Origin of the sequence: Metabacillus indicus (genome assembly GCF_046603695.1) — a bacterium.
GTDB classification, from domain to species: domain Bacteria; phylum Bacillota; class Bacilli; order Bacillales; family Bacillaceae; genus Bacillus_P; species Bacillus_P indicus.
The window spans coordinates 2,221,253-2,243,676 of record NZ_CP176757.1; the positions used below are offsets into that span (position 1 = coordinate 2,221,253).

Sequence of the window (22,424 nt, forward strand, 5' to 3'; positions counted from 1 at the left end):
TGTCAGAACAAAATCACCCAAAAAGGCAAACCCGGCCTTTCTGGGTGATTTCTTATCTGCCTATCGGAGCTAAACAGCTGATTCCGCTTTTCTTATTAACCTTCAATCAGCAGCGACTCTGGATCTTCTAGAAGGTCTTTAATTGTAGCAAGGAAGCTTACGGCTTCTTTTCCGTCAACGATTCTGTGATCGTAAGAAAGTGCAATGTACATCATTGGGCGGTTTTCCATTGTATCCTTATCGATCGCAACAGGGCGAAGCTGAATTTTATGCATGCCCAAAATTCCAACTTGCGGTCCGTTAAGAATTGGTGTTGACATCAGGGAGCCGAAAACGCCTCCGTTAGTAATCGTAAATGTACCGCCTGAAAGGTCAGCAATTGTCAGCTTGTTTTTCTGTGCTTTACCGGCAAGATCACTGATATCCCCTTCAATTTGGGCGAATGACTTGCGGTCAGCGTCGCGGACAACCGGCACGACAAGGCCTTCAGGTGCAGAGACTGCAATGCCGATATCATAGAATTTTTTAAGGATCAGCTGATCTCCCTGAATCTCAGCGTTGAGAAGCGGGTATTTTTTAAGAGCTGCGATTACTGCCTTTGTAAAGAATGACATAAATCCAAGACGCACATCGTGCTGTTCGAAGAATTTGTCTTTACGGCGCTTGCGGATGTCCATCACAGCGGTCATGTCCACTTCATTAAATGTTGTCAGCATGGCTGCTGTCTGCTGAACTTCCACAAGGCGTTTTGCGATTGTTTGTCTGCGTCTTGACATGCGCTCAACTTCTACCGGCTTGTCAAAAGAATCTGCTGTAACTGCCGGTTTAGCTTCAGATTTAGGAGCAGCTGGAGCCTGCGGCTTAGCTTCAGGTGAATATGCTTCTACATCATGCTTGCGCAATCTTCCAAGCGGATCTCCTGATGGAACCTGGGAAAGGTCAATTCCTTTTTCCCGGGCAAGCTTGCGGGCAGACGGACTAGCAATCGGGCGCTGTGACTTCGCTTCCTGCTGTTCTTGCTTTACAGGTGCAGAAGGTTTCGGCTGCTCTTCCGTTTTCGCTTCTTGTTTAGCCTCTTCAGGTTTTGCCTCAGGAGCTTTTTGCTCATCACTGGCAGAAGCACCGCCGTTTTCATCAATCTCAGCGATCACTTCACCCACTTGAACAGTGTCTCCTGAATCTTTAACAACATCTTTCAGCACACCAGAATAATCAGCTGTCAGTTCAACGTTTACTTTATCGGTTTCAAGTTCAACCAGATATTCCCCTTTTTCAACGTAGTCTCCCGGCTGTTTCAGCCATTGTGCGATTGTTCCTTCTGAGATGGATTCAGCTAATTCTGGTACGATTACTTGTGCCATGATCAAATTCTCCCTTCGTTTTTCCACGTCAATGCTTCAGTCACGATGCGTTCCTGATCTTTTTTATGAACGTTTGGATCTCCCTCTGCTGTTGAAGATCTTCTCTTTCTGCCGATATATTTCACTTTTGTCTGTACTGGCGCCACTTCTCTGAGTTCCGGTTCAATGTATGTCCATGCACCCATGTTCATAGGCTCTTCCTGTACCCATACAATCTCTTCTAGAGCTTCATATCTGCCCAAGATGGCTGATATTTCTTTTTTCGGGAAAGGATACAGTTCTTCCACTCTTACAAGGTGAATACTGTCAGCTTTGTTTTCCATTGCGTTCAGTTTGTCCGTTAAGTCTGTCGCAATTTTTCCGCTGCACAGGACAATGCGCTTCACTTCTGAATGGTTCAGGCCGAGTCCTGGCTGTTCAATAACAGAACGGAATCCCCCGCCGCTCATCTCATCTATAGATGAAACAGTCTGTGCGTTACGCAGCAGGCTCTTTGGCGTCATGATCACAAGCGGACGCACTTCCTCGCGCTTAAGCAGAGCTGCCTGTCTTCTTAAAATATGGAAATATTGCGCTGCGCTTGTCAGGTTGGCAACTGTCCAGTTGTTTTCAGCCGCAAGCTGCAGATAGCGCTCAAGTCTGGCACTTGAATGCTCTGGCCCCTGTCCTTCGTACCCGTGAGGAAGAAGCATCACAAGACCTGATTTTTGTCCCCATTTAGCTCTGCCTGCAGAGATAAACTGGTCAAAGAAGACCTGGGCTGCATTGGCAAAATCTCCGTACTGTGCTTCCCATAGCACAAGTGTCTCAGGAGCAAAAACATTGTAGCCGTATTCAAATCCGAGAACAGATCCCTCAGAAAGCGGACTATTATGAACGGCAAATGATACGTTTGATTTACTTAGTTTATGCAGCGGCGCATAAACATTGCCTGTCTCGCTGTCATGCAGGACAAGATGTCTTTGGGAGAATGTGCCGCGCTCGGAATCCTGACCTGAAAGGCGGATCGGTGTACCATCTTCAAGGATTGTTGCAAAAGCAAGCGTTTCAGCAAGTGCCCAGTCAGCCTTTTGCTCACCTGCAAAGATGTTTGCCCGGCGTTCTAAAATGCGCTTAAGTTTATCAAACACATGAAAATCTTCCGGCCATTTTACAAGTTCATCATTAATTCTGAGCAAAGCTTCTTTCTCGACAGCTGTTTCAATAGCCGGCAGCCCGTTGATAACGATTTCAGGAAGTTCTATATCATGTACCTGCGTGACTTTTTTAGAAGGCACTTTTTGGTACGCTGCATCGAATTTATCCAGTACTTGCTGATCAATTTCTTCTATTTTTTCTTTCGTTGCATATCCTGCTTCTTCAAGCTTCTTCGCATAAAGAGCCCGCGCAGTAGGATGCTTTCGGATTTTTTCGTAAAGCTGCGGCTGCGTCGTCATCGGCTCATCCATCTCGTTGTGGCCGAAGCGGCGGTAGCCGATCAGGTCGATCAGGAAGTCGCGGTTAAACAGTTTGCGGTATTCGATCGCCATTAGAACAGCTGCAAGACACGCCTCCGGATCATCTGCATTAACGTGAACGATTGGAATTTCATATCCTTTGGCAAGATCACTTGCATATTTGGTGGACCTGGAATCCATGCTTTCTGTCGTAAAGCCGATCATGTTATTTGCAATAATGTGAATGGATCCGCCTGTCTGATAACCTTTCAGCGAGTTCAGATTCAGTGTTTCCGCAACAATTCCTTCTCCAGGAAACGCTGCATCCCCGTGAATGATAATCGCCATAGACTCTTTTTCGTCCTGTACAGGGTAGCCTGCTGATTTGCGGTTATCCTGTGCAGCACGCGTATATCCCATGACAATAGGATCTACATACTCCAGATGGCTTGGGTTGTTTGCAAGAGTCAGTCTCGCTCTCTTCGTGCTTTCATCTGTAATCTGTCTGTCAGCGCCCAGATGATATTTCACATCTCCGCTCCAGCCATAGTTAATGCCTACAGAACCTTCTGACGGCACAAGCTCCTTGTTCGGAGAATGCTGAAATTCAGAGAAAATAATTTCATACGGTTTTTTAAGAACATGGGCAAGAACGTTTAGACGTCCTCTGTGCGCCATCCCGATGTTTACATTGTGTGTGCCTGCGTGAACAGCACCCGAAATGAGTTCATCAAGCATTGGTACAAGCATATCAAGCCCTTCAATTGAGAACCGCTTCTGTCCGACAAACGTGCGGTGAAGGAATTTTTCAAATCCTTCTACTTCAGAGAGCCGGCGAAGAATGGAAAGGCGCTTTTCATTCGTGTGGCTTTTGAAGATTTCCCCTGATTCCACCATTTTTTTCAGCCAGTATTTCTCTTCAAAACGGTGAACATGGGAAAATTCAAACGCGATGGTTTTTGTATAAACTTCTTTTAAGTAAGTAATTGCCTGAAGTCCGTTCGTCACATCCTGCGGTGCATCCGCACACAGAATCGACGCTGGAATTTCTTCAAGATCTGCTTCTGTAAGCCCGTAATCCTTCAACTTAAGAAACTCTTTTCCAGGGTTTTCAAAAGGATAAATAGAAGCGTTCAAGTGTCCGTATGTGCGGATATCATCAGCGAGCTTGACTGCATAGGCAATCTTCTTCATCTTGTCCGCACTAGGCACGCTCCCTTCAGCCTGAACAGCAACTGATGCTGTCTGCTGCGGTGATTCATCCCAGCCGTTAAACATTTCTCGCAATTCGGCGTCAACCGATTCCGGATCCTGTTTATACTGATCAAACAGTTCCAGGACATAGCCAAGGTTCGGGCCATGAAAATCTTCAAGTCGAATCTTGCGCTTTGATGTAATTCCTGACATCTTACATTACCCCCAGCAATGGTAGTGAATCTGCTTTCGCGCAGACCCAAATGGATATTATTGTAATATACTATCCTTTCATTCAAAGAATGATAGGTTTGGATTAAAACGCTTCCATTTCCATTTTAACACTCCCTGGCTGTTTTATCAAAGGAGTATCATAAGAAAATTTAAAATAATAGTGAAAAACAAAAATTAATAATGATTCTTCATGAGAATGCAGCCCTAAAATTCGACTCAGGGCAAAAAAATAACCTGTAATCCGACAATAACCCCCATATCTTTTCCAATTTTCTTTTCTTTCAGCCAATTGCACCCACATATTTAAACTGTTCTCTCTTTTATATGCTTTCCCTTCAGAACAGATCCTCTATACAAGGATGAAAATTGTTTAGATTTGAGTATTTTATAATAATGTTTTAAAAAAGCGCCTCATGACGAGACGCTTTTTCAGGCATGAATACTTTTTTGCAGCAATTTTTTCAAAACTGGGAACAAGACTTCCGGAAGCGTGTCGATATCAGGAACGACAATGCTGAACTTTCCGTATATGTTCTGTATTGTTTTCTGCTGTCCCTCGTCAATTTCGCCGTTCGAAAGGAAAATATTTATTACTTCAATTCCGCGCTTTCTGGCTTGGAGCACCGCTTCATGTGTGTCGATGATCCCGTTCTGTTCATATCCTGAAGCTGCCGGTTCACCGTCTGAAAAAACAAGCATGAATTTTTGGCTCTCACTTCTTTGCATCAGCTGTTTTGTCATATGGCGAATGGCATAGCCGTCGCGGTTATCCTCTTCCGGCTGCAGCTGGAGGATCTCCGGCCCCCTCTTTTTTTGAAGGGACGAACCAAAATCAATGACCGTCTTAAAGTGGTTTGGCTGACTTGTTTCCGTGGCTTCATTTGTATCTTCCCAAAAACCGGTAACTTGATGAACAACAGAGACCGATTTCAGTGCTTCATGAAAAAGAGTAATGCCGAGCTTCGTCTGCTCCATTTTGTCAAACATAGAAGCAGAGCAGTCAACGAGCAGGCAGAAGGCAGCATCAATATGTGCTGAAGGCTGATTTTTCTTATAGAACAGACGTGGATTATCATCGGTCAGGAGCTTCAGCAGTTTCTTGCTCAATCTCCCTGTATGCAAATCGCTTCTTGGGGAGATTTTTTTATGTTCCAGTGTTTTTTCAATCATTTGCTTTAATTTTTTTTGATAAGGAGCGATGATTACTTTTTTCTCGCGGTAGGAGACCTGTTCATCAGCAGAAGGCAAGTCCGGGACTGTAAATACAGGAAAGGCATATTTGTTTTCTTTGCCGAATGCTTCAATTCCGCCTTTTTCCTCTCTGTTTTCTGCATTCTCCAGGGCTTCGAGCTTGGAATAATCGTTTCGGGACGTCTTTTTGGATGACCCCTGGACCATTCCAAGTGCCTGATCTCCGTCATCCCCTTCCCTTACACCTTCGCCAAGCAGGTCTGTTTTCGTTCCCTGCTCAAGATCGAACTGCAGGAAACTTTTCGTTGCTTCGCTTGTTTCGCGGTGCCAGGTTGGAAGCTTGTCTTCATGGACATCTTCATCATCTTCTTCTTTTTCCTGCTTTAGGATATCATCGTTTTTGAGCTTGGATTTTCTCTTCATCTCATCAAATGTCAGCACGGCATCTGCTTCGGCATAATCAAGAACCGGCAGATGAAAGTACATATTAAGCATATCAGCCTCAAGAAGATCCTCGAGCACCTCTGTGACAGAGAGAACGATTTTGCTGATGTCTGCTGTTTCTTTTGCCTCGTAAAAAGAAAGGATCTCTCTTTCTAAAAAGGGAACGGCAAGGTCAATGGACTCGCTTAGAGACGGAAAAACCTCCAGCGGAGAATCTGACGTAGCCTTTAAATAAAATGCGCTGTAAAGAGCATCTGTTAAAATGGTCCGTTCCTGATTTATAATCAGCTGGCTTTTAAAAAACCGCCTGTACATTTCCCTTCTTGCCGCAAAGACACGCACAGTGCCGGGTCTTTCCTTTTTGCATGATTCCTCGAGTCGCAAATCCTCAAGCATGACGAAAAGCTGCTTGGCAAAGCTTGAAAGCGAAAGGTTCTGTGCAGCTTTTACAAAAGTATCTACTGCTTGATAATCCGTATGCCTGCTGCTGCCGATGCTCCGGAGAAATACATCGCTTTTCAGTCCGTTCACCATATCCTTGCGGGGACGGTTGTCCCAGAAATGGCTGATATGAACTTTTTTTGTAAAGGGATCAAAATAGGACTGCACAGCAAATTCAACTTCTGTCTCATCGCTGCGTGTCAGTGTTTTAGCAAGATCCGACAGCTCCATAAAAAGAAAGGAATCTACCCGTTTATCGTTGAATTTAATGTATTTCATGACAAATCCCCTTTATGCAAACAGCGTTTCTGCAATATTACGGATCGCTGCCTTTTCCCTGTCATCTTCAAGTTTTTCGGTAATTCCGCGTGAGATCGCACGCAAAGGCGGAAGATAGACGGCAAGGTCGCATGTATCAATCAAGGCCCGTACTGAAGCGGCTTCTTCTGAAATTTGGCCGTTTTGCACCTGGGACAGTAAATCAGCTGACAAAGTAACAAATTGGGACAGAAGCTTTTCATCAGTCAGCTTCGACTGTGTGCGAAGAACGGATTTCAGCTGTTCTCCCTGAATGTATGGAACTTCTATCACGACAAAACGGTTTTTCAGCGCTTCATTCAGAGGAACCGTGCCGACGTATCCTTCATTGATGGCAGCAACTGTTCCAAAGCCCCCTTCGGCCCGGATGACTTCCCCCGTAAACGGATTCGTGATCATTTTGCGGTAATCAAGCACCCCGTTTAAAATAGGAAGCGTTTCAGGCTTCGCCATATTGATTTCATCTATATAAAGAAGGTGGCCTTTTTTCATCGCATGAATGACTGGCCCCTCTATAAATTCAATCGATGTTTTCGCGCCCTCCTGCGAAATGGTTTTATAGCCAAGAAGTGCCTCGGCATCAAGGTCGACACTGCAGTTGATGCTGTGCATCGGCTGTCCGAACAAATTGGAGAGGGTTTCGGCAAGCTTGGTTTTTCCTGAGCCGGTAGGCCCTTTTAATAGAACGTTTTTCCCAAGTGCCAGGGCAATCATCGCATCAAACAGGACCGCATCCTCTGAAGGCAAATAGCCTCCTGTTCCGATCAAGTATGAGTCTCCGCTGTTTTTATAGGATTCTGCCCGCTTCCTGATATCTTCCAAAAGCTGCGGCGGAAGGTTCATGGCTTCTAATTGTAAGGTCATTGTAGGTTGTTCCCTTCTCTCGTTCAAATTTCTCTGCCCCAGTATACTAGAAAAAAACGCATGACTCAAAGGGATTGCCTTTTGCAAGCGCGTTCAAAGAAAAAACAGATTATAACTGGTGGATTGATGATCGGAAGTGCTACATTAAACTGTAAAGAAGAGGTGAATCTATGTTTAGTTTGTGGGCAGCCCTTATTGCTTATGCTGTATTTTTTGCGCCGGGAAAGAGCGGCGTGGAAGATGACATCATGAGAAACCTTTTGTCTGGTTCTTTTGAACAGGCAGATCCGCTGGTGGTTACGGTGTTTTCATTTTTGGGGATTTTCCCAATGATCTTTGCTTTATTGCTCTTGCCGAATGATACGCGGAAGCTTCCTGCATGGCCGTTTGTTATCGGTTCATTTGCCCTTGGAGCTTTTTCGCTGCTCCCTTACTTCTTTTTGAGAAAAGAGCGTAAACATATGGAAAGGAAATTCTCAGAAAAAGCGAAAATGCTTCGTGATTCAAAATGGGTGATTTTGTTTCTTGCCGTGCTTACTGCCGGTCTATACCTTTTTGGCATCATTATGGGGTCAGTAGAGAGATATTCAGAGGCGTTTCAATCTTCGCAGCTTGTCAGTGTGATGACCGCTGACCTGTTTGTTTTAACATGGCTTTCGTGGTATGTGCTTAAGCATGAATACAAAATGGGCAGGAGATCCTTCTATTGTTTTATTCCCGTTCTGGGTCCGCTTTGTTTGCTGCTTGCAAAAGCAAAAAAACAAGAGTGAAGATATTCCTTCACCCTTGTTGTAATTACTGATTTAACGGAGCAGTCCTGATACGATCTCGAATGAACGAAGACGTTCATGATGGTCGTAAATAGAAGCATTGACCATAATTTCGTTTGCGCCGGTTTCTTCTATGAATTTTTCCAGTTTCTCTTTTACCGTTCTTTCATTGCCGACAATAGATGAACCAAGCTGCTGATGAATGGCAGCTTTTTCATATGGCGTCCACAGCTCTTCCATATTTTCAACCGGAGGCTGCATTTTTCCTGGACGATTGCGGACAAGATTCAAAAACTGCTGCTGCATGGAAGTCGCAAGAAAAGCTGCTCTCTCATCTGTATCAGCAGCGATAACGTTGGCGCCAACCATTGCGTAAGGTTCGTCAAGTACCTCTGACGGTCTGAAGCTGCTTCTGTACAAATTCATTGCGGGCACCGTATGCTCTGGGGAAAAATGACTGGCAAAAGCAAATGGCAGGCCAAGTCTTCCTGCGAGCTGCGCGCTGAAGCCGCTTGAACCCAAAAGCCAAATTGGCACATTCAGACCTTTTCCGGGCACAGCTTTGACATGTGCTGCCTCTGTCGGGTTAAAGTATTCTCTTAATTCATCAAGCTGTTCAGGGAAGTCTTCCCCATTGCTCATGTTTTCTCGCCGCAGTGCACGGGCAGTGAGCTGGTCTGTTCCTGGAGCCCGTCCAAGTCCAAGATCAATTCTTCCGGGGTAAAGCGATTCAAGTGTTCCAAATTGCTCTGCGATCACAAGCGGAGAATGATTTGGAAGCATAATCCCGCCTGAACCCACACGTATGGTCGAGGTTCCTCCGGCAACATGGCCGATCAGCACAGCAGTTGCAGAGCTCGCGATTCCTTCCATATTATGATGCTCTGCCAGCCAGAAACGGTTATATCCCCATTTTTCGGCATGCCGGGCAAGATCCAGTGTGTTCTTAAATGCATCTGATGGAGTGCTCCCCTCTACAACGGGAGCAAGATCCAGAATAGAAAGCTTTACATCTTTTTTTGCATTGGACATAAAAAGTCCTCCTCCTGAGTACATCTTAAAGACGAATTTATAGAAACTTACAAAAAGTAAGCTTGTGATTGGCTTTTATTTTAACAAGGAAGAAGGATAAAAGAAACTAATTCGACTCCATTCAGCTATCCCCAATTTGAAAAGCTTCTGCAAGTAGCCTGTACGACTCAAGTTTTTCTTTAATATCGTAAATGTTGGTCAGGATAAGGGCTTCATCTGTCTGATAATCATCCGCAATCCGAAGCAGGTCCTCCTTTATCCTTTCCGGAGTGCCGATCAGCATACGCTTGCGGTTCATTCGTATTTTGTTCTTTTGATCCTCATTGAACTTTATTTTTCCGGCTTGATCCGGAGAAATGATTCTTGTATCTCCCCCGCTTTCAACCTGAAGCAGCCAGGCATCCTGACTGCTTGCCAGATACTCTGCCTTCTCCTGAGATTCAGCACAGACTGCAAAAATGCAGAAATTTGTCTTCGGTTCTTTTAAGTGGCCGGCTGGCTTAAATTGCTCTCTGTAATCTTTCATAGCTTTTTTCCCGCTGACAGGGTTGATAAAGTGCCCGTATGTAAATGCCATCCCATGTTCAGCTGCCACTCTGGCTCCTCTGTGCGATATTCCGAGCAGCCACAAATCAGGTGAGGACGACAGTGGATCAGGCATCGCCTGTACCCCAGAAAAAGCATGCTCCGCAGGGAGGCCGCTGCTTAAGTACCCCTGTAAGTCCTTTAGCTGTCTTGGAAATTCGTTCATGCTCTTTCGCAGACCGTCTGTCAGTGCAAGACGTGTTTCTGCTGAACCTCCGGGAGAACGTCCAATGCCAAGGTCAATCCTGTTTGGAAAAAGCGTTTCAAGCGTACGAAACGTTTCAGCTACTTTCAGCGGACTGTACTGAGGAAGCAGCACACCGCCGGATCCGACTTTTATCCGTTCGGTATGAGAGGCGGCATGTGCCATCAAAATTTCCGGCGCTGTGCTTGCAAGACCGCTCGTGTTGTGATGTTCTGCAAACCAATACCGGCAATAGCCCAGCTTTTCAGCCTCTTTTACAAGGTGAAGAGATTGGGCAAGCGCATCTATGGCAGTAAACCCTTCTGAAATGGGTGACTGGTCTAATATACTAAGTTTCATTGCATCTGCTCCTCCCACAGGTGTCATTCCGCTTATGCCGAAGAAAAATGCTTCCTGCTTATTAGATTTATCGCAATGGCCTTTAAAAATCAAACAATTGAACTGCGTGAAAACAAAAACAGATCCCTCAGGACCTGTTATCTGCTATTCTTCCGGCTTCATGACAATTGACGTAACCAGCCCGATCACTGCGATGGTTATACAGGAAAAAACAAAACTCCTAAGTTCAAGTGTTTTATATCCCGCAAGAACGACAAGCCCGTCTACTAAAAGGATTGCGATGCCGATATTTAAGCTGGTATAGTCTGAAATCAGGCGTGCAAGCAGATCCGTTCCCCCGGTGCTTGTATCATTTCTGAGCATAATCCCGATTCCTATTCCTATAATGCACCCGCCTATTAATGAACTTAGAAAGATGGGCAGATCAAATGACGTCCTCAGCGGATCAAGCAGATCAATAAAGAACGCAGAAACGAGTAAACCATGAAAGCTGCTGTAAAAATACGCCGGCTTATAAAACCACGCATACATGCATAGCGGAATACTGAATAATAAAATGCATAATCCAGTTTTAAAATCAAAGTAATAATGCATAATAAGCGCCGCACCATCCACACCGCCGTCAATCAGATGGTGAGGGACAAGAAATCCGTTAATGCCTATGCCGATCAGCAAACTTCCTATTATAATGGCGGCTATCTTCTGTGTGATAAGCATCACCTTGCCTAAGAAAAGAGTCTTCTAACTATATGTCCAGGCATATTCTTTCAGAAGCATCTTTTTCAGACCGGCAAAATAGAACGCCGCAAATCCTTACTTAATCCTTTCTGCACTCTTTTCGTACAGCACTTCCTTTGTGGAATAAATCGTTACCGTCACACTTGAGCTGTAAACAGCAGCCATGATCAGAACAGGCTCACTGTACTTGTTTGTGAACTTGAAATCAGGACCATACCAGCTGACGGTGGCATCCCGTCCCTTTGGCACATAGGGAACATTCCTCGAATGAGAAAACCGTTCAACTGTTTTCAAACCAGCATTGTCTGTCGCGTTAAATAAAGTAGACGAGACTTGGCAGATTCCGCCGCCAATTCCTTCCGCAAGCTCTCCTTTGATGATAATTGGAGCTTTCATATACCCTTTTGCAGCCGTTCTGTTCCCTACAACACCATTAAACGAGAAGGTTTCTCCAGGAAAAACAACTGTATTATTAATGGCTTCTGCTGCAAGGATTATGTTTTTAGATCTTTGTACATTCCGTTTGTTGAAAAAAGTAGCATAGCTGCCGATCCGTGCTGAACGGATGCTAATTAAGAGATCACTGTCCACTCTGGGGTATAGATCCATTTTCGGCGCATGGATTGTCATAGGCCCCTTCCCGTAAAAATAGGAATATAAAAGTTCACGGAATTTTTCTTTGTTCAGCCTGTAGCCTTTTTTTTCCTTGATGATCCCGCCTGACTTACTTATCTGGGCATTTACAGGAGGCGTATACATCTCGTTGTCAATCCGCGTTGACAGCTGATTTATTTTTTCATCATTCATTATGTACATATCTTCAGTAAGCTGCGCCAGGTCTTCCTTTGAAATGGTTCCAATAATCTCTGTCTGGTCTTTAATAAGCAGACTGTCATTCCCTGGCTGCTGAGTCAGCGCAATCAGCAAAGCGAAAATAGCCATTTTCATACACCATCACTCCCCTGCTTACTATTGGCTTCAAAGTAGGACTTTATGTATGATTTACAAACAATTTCGCAAGAATTCATGATAGATTGCCAGATTGATTGAATTATAAGAAAGTTGACTTTTATAGAGGGGATGCGTTATGATTTTTCTTATCTTTTGCTGAACACATTCAACATTTTCAAACCGACTGTTAACGACTTTTAAAAATGATACTAATTGATTACTAGAGGTGAAAAAAATTGAACAAATTACTTGCTAAGGGTTTTTTAAATAAGCATCTTGGCTTTTTTATTTTCGCGGTAGTCTTGCTGTGGATTAAAACCTATGCTGCTTATCAAACTGAATTTACACTAGGCATTGATAATGCCATTCAGCAATTTCTGCTGTTTGTCAACCCGATCAGCTCTGCTGTTCTTTTTCTTGGATTAGCTCTTTTTGCAAAAGGAAAAAAGGCATTTATCTGGATGATCACTATTGATTTCCTTATGTCCTTCCTATTATATGCGAACCTTGTCTACTACCGTTTCTTTAATGACTTTATTACGGTTCCAACATTGACGCAGACGAAGAATGCAGGCGACCTTGGGCAAAGTCTTGGAGCACTCGTTAAACCTTACGATGTCCTGTACTTCCTGGATGTTATTATTTTGATGATTCTTGTTTTCGGGAAATTCGTCAAACCTGAAAATGTTCGAATGAAAGGCAAAAGAGTAGCGACTGTGATCGTTTCAGCTTTTGTTCTGTTCGGGGCAAATCTTGCTCTTGCTGAAATGGACCGTCCGCAATTACTGACACGTACATTTGACCGAAATTACCTTGTGAAGTACCTTGGAATGTACAACTACACAATCTATGATGCAATTCAAAGTTCCAAGTCTTCTGCTCAGCGCGCACTTGCTGACAGCAATGACGTCACTGAAGTACTCAACTACACAAAAGCGACACAGGCCAAGCCTAACCCTGAATACTTCGGCAAGGCTGAAGGCATGAACGTCATCTATATTTCACTTGAATCGCTGCAGACTTTTGCGATTGATTATAAAATAAACGGCGAAGAAGTAACGCCATTCTTGAACTCACTGACGAAAGATAAAAATACTCTTTACTTTGATAATTTCTTCCATCAAACAGGCCAGGGTAAAACGTCTGACGCCGAGTTTATGGTAGAAAACTCATTATACCCTCTTCCGCAGGGAGCTGTATTTACAACAAAAGCTGAAAACACGTATCAGGCAGCACCGGCAATCATGGATCAAAAGGGTTATTCGACCGGCGTATTCCACGGCAACTACAAGTCGTTCTGGAATCGCGATGTGATGTATAAATCACTTGGATATGAACAATTCTTCGACGCTGAGTATTACTCAATGAAAGAAGAAGATGTTGTAAACTACGGATTAAAAGATAAACCATTCTTTGAAGAGTCGATTCCGCTCCTAAAATCAATGGAGCAGCCGTTTTACACGAAGTTCATTTCATTAACAAACCATTTCCCTTATCCGATTGAAGAAGATGAGGCAACCATTGACCCTCATACAACCGGAGACGGATCTGTTGACCGCTACTTCCAGACGGCACGCTACATGGATGAATCTCTTAAGCAGTTCTTTGAAGACCTGAAGAAATCAGGCATGTATGACAATACAATGATCGTCATGTACGGTGACCATTACGGAATTTCAGAAAACCATAACAAAGCAATGTCTCAAGTAATGGGCAAAGAAATCAACGGCTTTGAGCACGCACAGCTGCAGAGAGTTCCGCTCTTCATTCATGCCCCTGGGTTAAAAGGCGGAGAGCAGCACCAATTCGGCGGCACAGTTGATATTCGCCCTACTGTTCTTAACTTGCTTGGCGTTGATACAAAAGACTATATCCAAATGGGTACAGACTTAATGTCAAAAGACCACCAGCAAGTTGTACCGTTCAGAAACGGAGACTTCGTTACTCCTGAATTCTCTTCTGTTGACGGCAAGTTTTACGATACAAAAACAGGAGAGCTTGTAAAAGAAAACAAAGAAATCAAACAAACGGAAGAAATGGTAGACAAAAAGCTGACAATCTCAGATAAAATCGTCTACGGTGACCTTCTCCGTTTCCACACTCCTGAAGGCTTTAAAAAAGTTGATCCTAATCAGTACCGCTACATGGGTCCTGATGAAAAAGAAGAGTAATCAAAAGCTGATGAGATCTCATTCTCATCAGCTTTTTTGTATTCAGTTCACGATAGCCCCGCAGGCAATCCGGTTTCCTGCATTTCCTGCCGGATCCGTCTGATAATCATCTTTCGACTCGTGGATAATCAGCGAGCTTCCATCCTCATCAAGCAGGGAATTCTTTTTCCCCTGCATCAAGGTAACATCCGCTGTCTGCAGTTCTACATCCACCTTCCCCTTCTCGTTAATTTCAATGTTAGGAAGATCTCCTGCATGATAGCCTTTTGGATTGTCGAATCCATGCTGTTTTTTCTTCGGATTAAAATGACCTCCTGCCGTTTTAAAATCCGGTTTATCGCACTTTCCCGTTTCATGGATGTGAATAGCTTTTATTCCGGGCGGCAGCCCTTCAGCCTTCAGCCTGATCGATACGCCTTTACCCGTGTCAGTAAATACGGCCGTTCCAATCTTAATCCCCTCGCTGTTTATCATTTCTGCTGTAACCGGAGCAGCAGTTCGCCCGCTCGCAGGTGCCGACTCCTCACTTGAAGCTGAGCAGCCGCTAAGCGCCGTGACAGCAGACAGTAACACCGCTGATACAATATGTTTTTTCATGATCCAGCCTCCATTTTAAAAAATTCTCTAGTAGGTTGTGCATAATGGGGGGATTTTAAAACGGAGTGAGTGATTATGTGAATCTTTCTTGAGTGTTTTCTTTCTCTGAATGGGGTTGTACCGGTTTATTGAGAGAACCATATGTAAGGCTTTTTTTATGCTGGGAGGTTATATCATGTGGGTTTATGACCCTTTAGATACTCTCCTTCATGCTGAAGGGTTATATCATGGCTGCTTATGACCTTTCACACATTCTCTTCCATGCTGAAGGGTCATATCACGCGGGCTTATGACCTTTCACACACTCTCCTTCATGCTGAAGGGTTATATCACGCCTGCTTATGACCTTTCACACACTCTCCTTCATGCTGAAGGGTTATATCACGCCTGCTTATGACCTTTCACACACTCTCCCTCAATCTGAATGGTCATAACTTATTTCTGAAATGCAAAAATATAAGTCTTTTGCAAACAACGTCTTCATTATTAAAAACAAAAAAATCCGTCCCCTTTAAAAAGGAACGGATTTCAAACAGCTTCTTATTTTAAATATCTTTTAGCTCCCAGGTATCTTGCTTTCCAGTAGGAGTTGTCAAGCTTCGAAACGGTAACACCTGATGAGCTTGCGTGAATAAATTCACCATTTCCTAGGTAGATCCCCATATGGGATGGACCTGCTTTATAAGTAGTGAAATAAACGAAGTCACCTTTTTGCGGCGAGCTGACAGACGTCATTATGTCCCAGTAGCCTGCAGTGCTCAGGCGGGATACGGACGTTACTTTGTTCAGTACATAGTACATATAGCCGCTGCAGTCAAAACCTGACGGTGTATTGCCGCCCCAGCGGTACGGAACACCGATGTGTTTTTTGGCTTCGGCAATCATTGTGTCTATTTTACTGCTTGCAGATGGCTTTGTTTCTTCCACTTCTTTAGGCGGCTGTGCGCCTGAACCTTTAACTTTGAGAACCTGTCCTGCATATATGGTATCAGATTTCAGATTATTCATCGCTTTCAGTTCAGCTACAGTCAGATCAAATGCATTCGCAATTTTACCGAGATAGTCGCCAAGCTGAACCTTATATGTAGAAGTTTGATTCACCGGTGCTGCCGGTTTTGGACTCTGCACAGGGGCTGAAGGTGCAGCTGAAGGGGCTGATTTGCTGACCTTTAAAACCTGACCAGGCCGGATCAAATCGGATTTAAGACCGTTCCAGCTTTTCAGCTCGTTTACAGATACCTTATGTTTTGCTGCAATGACCCATAGTGAATCACCTGATTTGACAGTGTATGCAGCCGTTTCCGCAGGCGTTTGCACCGGAGCAGGTTTTGCCGCTGAGGGCTTAGAATTTTGAACACCTGAAATTTGAAGGACTTGTCCAGGGTAAATCAGATCACTCGTCAATTTATTTGTCTGTTTAATCGTTTGGATAGTTGTTTTATAGTCACGTGACAATTTCCACAGCGAATCGCCTTTTTGTATGGTTACACTTGCTGCTGAAGCTGCAGAACCAATGAGGCCTGAGCCTATGACAGCTGAAGCAGTCAACCCGAGAATCTTCTTTTTCATCTTCTGCTATGTACCTCCTTTTTTCTTACTTCACTATTTTAATAGATTAGGGCATTAATTACTACAAATTTCTAAAAATAGTATGATTTTCTTACTTTTTACGACGGAAAATGTCAATTTTATCCCGAAAAATCCCCGTAAAATGACATACTGATGCTTTTTTCCCTGGAGCATCTTTTGTCTCAGGAACATATACTATTTAAAAGGAAACAGGGTGTTTGGGATGGCAAAAAGATCAAGAGGCAAGACTTTATGGAGAATGGCATCACGGGCCAGGGGAACGTGCCCAATATGCGGAACACAGCGTATTAAGCTCCTTTACCCGAGCCTTCAGGACGGACAGAAGCTGACAGTCTGCAAAAAGTGCAGAAATAAATAAAACGAAAAAAAGAGAGGTCTCACCTCTCTTTTTACTTGCTTTCACTTAAACCAGCAATCTCATTTCTCTGAAAATACTTCATACCGTATAAAATGACGAGCAGGAGCGAAAGCGTGCCGAATATAAGGACCATAAACTGCAGTCCAATCGTATCAAGAAACAGCCCTGTACCCAGCAATACGATCTGAAACATGACCCGGTCAAGCATATTCCTGAATGAAAAGAAGCGTCCGTGATACTCTTTTGGTATTTTTGTCTGAAAGATGGTTGAAACGATTGGGAAGAAGCATCCGACGCCAAGTCCAAATACCCCAAACGAAACAAGTGACATCCACATAATATCACTGAAGAATAAACTTAAATGAGCAATGGAAATAACGAGCGCAAAGACAAACAGCATGTGAACAGATGAAAAACGGTGCGTAATTTTCTTAACGAAAAAGGCGCCGATCATAAAAGCAATTCCCTCTACCGTATACAGCAGTCCTTTAATGGATGTGCTGTCCTGCAGTTCACTGATGTTGATGACCATGAGATTAAAACCGCCGATAAAAAGCACTGGTATAATTGTCAGGACAAGCGCTGTGATCGCGATAGGCGCAGCCTTCAGCACCGGAAGAACTTCTCTGAAGGAACCCGAACCTCCTGTACCGTTCTTTTCTTTTTTCTCTTCCTCAAAATCAAGCAGGAACGTTGCTCCGAACAGTATGGCATAGGCAGCCATAGAAAGAGCATAGATGGATGTTAAACTCATAAAGACAAGCAGTGCCCCTGCCAGTGCCGTCCCAATGACCCTTGCAATGGTCGCAACGTTCATATGGACCCCGTTCATCTGGATCAGATCCTGATCCTTGACGATAATCGGAATAACAGCCTGCAAAGCAGGAAAATAAAAAGCAGCCGACAGCTGAATGCTGATCATAAACAAAACCATAAATAAGAGTGAGTCAAGACCGATTGCAATAAACATAAACACGACACTCACCATCCGCCCGAGGCCGGAGTAGATCAGCACCGTTTTTTTCGAACAGCTGTCAATCAGTCTCCCCGCCAATGGACCGACAAGCACTCCGGCAAGCAGACCAGTAAACAGAATGAGCGATTTCATAAAGTCTGATGGTACATTTTTCTGCATGAACTCAAGGTTACCAATAATTCCAAACCACAGTCCCAGTCCGGCAATGAACTCTCCGCTGAGCACAATCCAGACATTTTTATTTTTCCACATCGTATTGTCCCCGTTTTCTTAGCTGATCCAGCTGAATATTTTCTATCTATACTATAGCACCGGCTGATTTATTTCGCCACACGAAAAAAGTTGCTTTTCATACGAAAAAAAGAGACCGTTTTTGGTCTCTATTAAATCATTGTATAAAAGTTGATTAAGAACGCAGCCGTAATGACATACATCATCCAGTGAAGCTCTCTCACTCTGCCTGTAAATACTTTTAGGAGTGTATAGGAAATAAATCCGAAAGCCACTCCTTCCGCGATGCTGAATGTAAGAGGCATCATAATAATCGTTAAAAAGGCAGGTATCAATTCTGTCAGATCATCAAAGTGTATTTCCTTCAGCTCTGTCAGCATGAAGGCGCCGATGATGACAAGGACAGGAGCGGTAGCTGCATTTGGAATGAACTGAATGAGCGGTGTGAACAGGAGTGTCAGCAAAAACAGCAGCGCGGCGAAGACTGCTTTCAGACCCGTTCTTCCGCCTTCTGCAATTCCGGTTGCATTTTCAATATATGTGTTCATGGCTGTGCTGCCGAAAACGGCGCTTATCATGGTGCCGAGTGCACCTGTTGTAAGTGCACGCTTCATATGAGGTGTTTCACCGTTTTCATCGGTCAGATTGGCTTTTTTCGTCAGCCCGATTAATGTAGCAAGCGTGTCAAAAAGTTCAACAATCGTGAATGAAAAAATGACTGAGAAAATCCCGTATCCGATGGCTGCCATAATATCCAGCTTCAAAAACGTCAGTTCAACAGAAGGCCAGTCCGTCGAAAAGATGTCGCCTGCTGATGCCGGAACAGGCGAATGGCCGGTTGCCATTGAAAGAATGGTAATAATAAAAATGCTCAAAATCAAGCCGCCTTTGATGTTTCTCGAAACGAGAGCGGCTGCCAGTATAAGTCCAAGAAGCGAAAGCCACGTACCTTTATCCGAGATGTTTCCCAGTGCAACATAAGTGGATTCATCAGGTACAATAATTCCTCCGTTTTTCAGGCCGATAAAGGCTACAAAAAGGCCGATTCCGGCTGTAATCGATGCTTTAAGCGTTTTTGGGATAGCCGAAACAACTTTAGAACTTACCCCGGTAACCGAAAGCAAAAAGAAAACGAGTCCCGAGATAAACACAGCGCCAAGTGCTGTTTCCCACGAAAGGCCCTGTCCAAGCACCACCGTGTATGTAAAAAAGGCGTTGAGCCCCATCCCCGGGCCGATGACGATCGGCAAATTAGCCCACAGACCCATGAGCATTGTTGTTAAGACGATAGCCAAAATGGTACCCGCAAGTGCTGCCTCTTTCGGCATCCCCGCTTCTGAAAGAATAATCGGGTTGACTAAAATGATGTAGCTGACAGTCATAAATGTTGTCAAAGCTGCCAGAAATTCCGTCTTAACGGATGTATTCCGTTCATCAAGCTTGAAATAATCATTCAGGAGTGAACGGGATTTGCTGCTGTCTTTCATGTCTATTCTCCTCCTCAAGTTATGAAGAGCGCTGTCTTACTATGATGAAAGTTCAATCAAAGAATAAAGGCAAAGCTCGTCAATTAAAAACTACATTATATGCTTTTTTTCAAAAAAAGAAAAGCCTTAATCCGAGCTGAACGGATACAGCCCCCCGTCAATCGCAAAGGACATTTTCCCCGTTTCTTCTGATACAACTAAAGCGATGGCGTCTGTTTTCTCTGTTATGCCGAGTGCGGCACGGTGTCTTGTCCCCATCTTTGTTCCAGAATTTTTAATGGAAAGCGGGAGCACGTTTGCTGCTGAAACGATTCTTGTGCCCGAAATAAGCACGGCCCCGTCATGAAGAGGATTTCCGGGATAAAAAATGCTCTCAAGCAGTGATTCTGTGAGCTCTGCATTTATCTGAACCCCGTTTTGAAGTAACCCCTTCAGCGGATCTTTCCGTTCAATCACGATTAATCCGCCATGCTTATGCTTTGCAAGCTCCTGAATGACTTTGGAAAGCACCTCATAGTGCGGTGTATATTCGGACAAATAGGCCTGAAGATAATAAGACGAAGCCTGTGCCTGCAGCTGCTGGAAAGTTTTATGCAGCTCATCGAGTTCGCACAGGAGGCAATAATTTTTCACATGCAGCGAGGACATAAGCTGCTCTGATTCTTTTATGATCACACCAAGCTGATGATAAATATGTTTTTTAATCGGGTCCAGCGGTTCATGTTCCACTCCGCACTCTCCTCTCCGGAAAATCTTTTTTAGTGTTTGAAACAAAGAGTCATCTCATGCAAGAAATTCCCAAAAACGGTTAATACTAATAAAAATTTTCGGGGAGGGTTTACCGTGACTGTTATGAAAATTGTTCAATATTTGTTCTCTGGAATGGGTGTCGTCATCCTTGGTTTCTTCTATTATCAAATGTTTAAACCGCAAAAAAAAGAGATGGAACAGAAACCGAAATAATGACTGGCCATTCTCTTTTCGTGGTATAATTCTTTCGTTACTCTACAGAAACGGAGAAGGCAGCCATGAAACAAACATATACGTTATGGGATAAAAGCAAACAGTTCTTCCACATTCTGCTTCCAATCTTAATTACACAAGTAGCGCTTTATTCAATGAATTTTTTTGATACCACGATGTCCGGAAAGGTCAGCCCTGGAGATCTTGCAGGTGTTGCCATCGGTTCAAGCGTATGGGTTCCGGTTTATACAGGACTGAGCGGCATTTTGCTTGCTGTCACTCCAATTGTCTCTCAATACGCCGGCGCAAAGCAAAGAGACAAAATTCCGTTTACCGTCATTCAGGGACTATATTTGTCTGTTCTTCTTGCTTCAGCAGTTGCACTCGCCGGATTTTTTGTCTTGGATCCGATCCTGCATTCAATGAACCTGGAAGATCATGTACGGGAAACAGCAAAATATTATCTTGCGGCGCTCGCTTTAGGAATACTTCCGCTGTTTTCTTACAATGTTCTCCGGTGCTTTATAGATGCGCTGGGCTTTACACGGGTGTCAATGTTTATTACCCTGCTTTCCCTGCCGATCAATATCGTATTTAACTATCTGTTTATCTTCGGAAAGTTTGGCTTTCCGGCTCTTGGAGGCGTGGGAGCTGGTGTAGCTTCTGCGATTACCTATTGGTCGATTATGCTGATATCCGTTTATGTCGTTCATAAAAAAGTTCCCTTCTCAGATTACGGCATTTTCAGCAAATGGTATAAAGCTTCCGTCAAGGCATGGGTTGAGCTTCTGAAGATCGGCATTCCAATCGGCATTGCCATTTTCTTTGAAACAAGTATTTTCGCCGCTGTGACCCTGCTCATGAGCACTTACGACACCGTGACGATCGCTTCCCACCAAATTGCCCTTAATTTTGCTTCACTCCTGTACATGCTCCCGCTGAGCATATCTATGGCCCTCACCATTGTCATAGGGTTTGAAGTCGGAGCAAAACGCTACAAAGATGCAAAAGAATACAGTTATCTGGGAATTGTGCTTGCTGTTTTGCTCTCGTTGCTGACAGCTGCTGTCATTTACTTTTTCAGAAGCGAAATTGCAGGCATTTACACAAATGACCAGGTTGTTGTCGCCCTATCGGCACAGTTTTTGATTTACGCCATCTTCTTCCAGCTTTCCGATGCGATTGCTGCTCCTATTCAGGGAGCGCTCAGGGGATATAAAGATGTAAATGTTACGCTATTAATGGCCCTGGTCTCCTACTGGGTGATCGGACTGCCAACAGGATACTATCTTGCAGCAAACACAGATTTCATGGCCTTCGGCTACTGGATTGGCCTGATTGCAGGACTTGCAGCAGCGGCAGTAGCTCTTTCTGCAAGGCTCTGGTTCATACAAAACAGAGTATATGGTGAAAAACAGCGGGGCTGAGCGTTTTCTGCACTTATTCATATAAACAAAACCCCCGGATCTACCGGGGGTTTTGTTTATAATCAGAACATTTTTTATCAGCTGGATTTGATAACGATTGAAAGTTTGTAGTTCGCATACAAATTCAAGCCATTTAGGAATTCATCCAGGTCTTCATTTTTATGAAACTTACATTCAATTAAGTAACAGCCTTCCCCGCTTATTTTATAAAGACTGGAGACATCTTTTTTATCAATAAACTCAAGCAGGGGTTTATGATTTTGGTTTCTTGTATAAACATTGATAAATGCATGAATCAGTTTTCCTGTTTTCTGATCATTTACATGGATGGTATAACCTTCGATAATGCCCTCTTCCTCAAGTTTGAGTACTCTGGCTGATGCTGCCTGACCAGTCAAATGAACTTTTTTGCCCAGTTCTTTCATCGTTATTCTTCCGTTTTTTCTAAGCTCCCCAATGATCTTAAGGTCCGTAGCATCCGGCACGCGGCAAACACCCTTTCAATAATCAAGCCAAATCGC

General features: G+C 43.9%; 18 protein-coding genes. 3 read left to right on the plus strand and 15 right to left on the minus strand.

What is annotated here, in order from left to right:
* Positions 1-95: 95 nt before the first annotated feature.
* From odhB to ACK1LH_RS11120, 5 genes are all read right to left on the minus strand, one after another.
* Complete coding sequence (gene odhB / locus ACK1LH_RS11100) at positions 96-1,361, minus strand: 2-oxoglutarate dehydrogenase complex dihydrolipoyllysine-residue succinyltransferase (protein ID WP_411333054.1); 1,266 nt, start codon at positions 1,359-1,361, stop codon at positions 96-98.
* A 2-nt stretch (positions 1,362-1,363) separates the two neighbouring features.
* Positions 1,364-4,204, minus strand: a complete 2,841-nt coding sequence (gene sucA, locus ACK1LH_RS11105) for a 2-oxoglutarate dehydrogenase E1 component (RefSeq protein ID WP_411333056.1) — start codon at positions 4,202-4,204, stop codon at positions 1,364-1,366.
* Positions 4,205-4,307: 103 nt separating this feature from the next.
* Positions 4,308-4,514, minus strand: a complete 207-nt coding sequence (locus ACK1LH_RS11110) for a hypothetical protein (protein ID WP_282033952.1) — start codon at positions 4,512-4,514, stop codon at positions 4,308-4,310.
* 140 nt (positions 4,515-4,654) lie between these two features.
* Positions 4,655-6,580 carry a vWA domain-containing protein gene (locus ACK1LH_RS11115; RefSeq protein ID WP_411333057.1) on the minus strand — a complete coding sequence of 642 codons (1,926 nt, stop codon included), beginning with the start codon at positions 6,578-6,580 and terminating at the stop codon, positions 4,655-4,657.
* A gap of 12 nt (positions 6,581-6,592) precedes the next feature.
* Positions 6,593-7,483, minus strand: coding sequence for an ATP-binding protein (locus tag ACK1LH_RS11120; RefSeq protein ID WP_029280813.1), 891 nt, complete (start codon positions 7,481-7,483; stop codon positions 6,593-6,595).
* Between the two features lie 170 nt (positions 7,484-7,653).
* Between ACK1LH_RS11120 and ACK1LH_RS11125 the strand changes: the two genes are divergently transcribed.
* Positions 7,654-8,253 (plus strand): hypothetical protein, encoded by a 600-nt coding sequence (locus ACK1LH_RS11125; RefSeq protein WP_029280812.1) that lies wholly within the window; start codon positions 7,654-7,656, stop codon positions 8,251-8,253.
* Between the two features lie 33 nt (positions 8,254-8,286).
* Here the strand turns inward: ACK1LH_RS11125 and ACK1LH_RS11130 are convergent, their stop codons facing one another.
* From ACK1LH_RS11130 to ACK1LH_RS11145, 4 genes are all read right to left on the minus strand, one after another.
* Positions 8,287-9,285 carry an LLM class flavin-dependent oxidoreductase gene (locus ACK1LH_RS11130; RefSeq protein ID WP_029280810.1) on the minus strand — a complete coding sequence of 333 codons (999 nt, stop codon included), beginning with the start codon at positions 9,283-9,285 and terminating at the stop codon, positions 8,287-8,289.
* A 121-nt stretch (positions 9,286-9,406) separates the two neighbouring features.
* The gene (locus ACK1LH_RS11135; protein WP_029280809.1) at positions 9,407-10,414 is read right to left on the minus strand and encodes an LLM class flavin-dependent oxidoreductase; all 1,008 of its coding nucleotides are present in this window, start codon (positions 10,412-10,414) and stop codon (positions 9,407-9,409) included.
* Between the two features lie 144 nt (positions 10,415-10,558).
* Complete coding sequence (locus tag ACK1LH_RS11140) at positions 10,559-11,131, minus strand: YitT family protein (protein WP_029280808.1); 573 nt, start codon at positions 11,129-11,131, stop codon at positions 10,559-10,561.
* Between the two features lie 96 nt (positions 11,132-11,227).
* On the minus strand, positions 11,228-12,100 hold the full coding sequence (locus ACK1LH_RS11145; RefSeq protein WP_411333059.1) for a VanW family protein: 873 nt from the start codon (positions 12,098-12,100) through the stop codon (positions 11,228-11,230).
* A 239-nt stretch (positions 12,101-12,339) separates the two neighbouring features.
* On the opposite strand from ACK1LH_RS11145, the gene ACK1LH_RS11150 reads away from it, so the two are divergent.
* Complete coding sequence (locus ACK1LH_RS11150) at positions 12,340-14,274, plus strand: LTA synthase family protein (RefSeq protein WP_411333061.1); 1,935 nt, start codon at positions 12,340-12,342, stop codon at positions 14,272-14,274.
* 42 nt (positions 14,275-14,316) lie between these two features.
* On the opposite strand, the gene ACK1LH_RS11155 is transcribed toward ACK1LH_RS11150, so the two are convergent.
* From ACK1LH_RS11155 to cdaS, 5 genes are all read right to left on the minus strand, one after another.
* Positions 14,317-14,871, minus strand: a complete 555-nt coding sequence (locus tag ACK1LH_RS11155; RefSeq protein WP_282033961.1) for a superoxide dismutase family protein — start codon at positions 14,869-14,871, stop codon at positions 14,317-14,319.
* A gap of 540 nt (positions 14,872-15,411) precedes the next feature.
* Entirely contained in the window at positions 15,412-16,440 is a 1,029-nt protein-coding gene (locus ACK1LH_RS11160; RefSeq protein WP_029280801.1) for a LysM peptidoglycan-binding domain-containing protein, read from the minus strand.
* A 410-nt stretch (positions 16,441-16,850) separates the two neighbouring features.
* Positions 16,851-18,047, minus strand: coding sequence for an MFS transporter (locus ACK1LH_RS11165; RefSeq protein ID WP_029280800.1), 1,197 nt, complete (start codon positions 18,045-18,047; stop codon positions 16,851-16,853).
* A gap of 131 nt (positions 18,048-18,178) precedes the next feature.
* Complete coding sequence (locus tag ACK1LH_RS11170) at positions 18,179-19,513, minus strand: NCS2 family permease (protein ID WP_029280799.1); 1,335 nt, start codon at positions 19,511-19,513, stop codon at positions 18,179-18,181.
* Between the two features lie 126 nt (positions 19,514-19,639).
* Positions 19,640-20,242 (minus strand): sporulation-specific diadenylate cyclase CdaS, encoded by a 603-nt coding sequence (gene cdaS, locus ACK1LH_RS11175; protein ID WP_051827199.1) that lies wholly within the window; start codon positions 20,240-20,242, stop codon positions 19,640-19,642.
* A gap of 299 nt (positions 20,243-20,541) precedes the next feature.
* Here cdaS and ACK1LH_RS11180 point away from each other — a divergent pair, with 299 nt between their 5' ends.
* The gene (locus ACK1LH_RS11180; protein ID WP_029280796.1) at positions 20,542-21,903 is read left to right on the plus strand and encodes an MATE family efflux transporter; all 1,362 of its coding nucleotides are present in this window, start codon (positions 20,542-20,544) and stop codon (positions 21,901-21,903) included.
* A 77-nt stretch (positions 21,904-21,980) separates the two neighbouring features.
* On the opposite strand, the gene ACK1LH_RS11185 is transcribed toward ACK1LH_RS11180, so the two are convergent.
* Positions 21,981-22,388 carry an Lrp/AsnC family transcriptional regulator gene (locus ACK1LH_RS11185; protein WP_029280795.1) on the minus strand — a complete coding sequence of 136 codons (408 nt, stop codon included), beginning with the start codon at positions 22,386-22,388 and terminating at the stop codon, positions 21,981-21,983.
* Between the last annotated feature and the right edge of the window lie 36 nt (positions 22,389-22,424).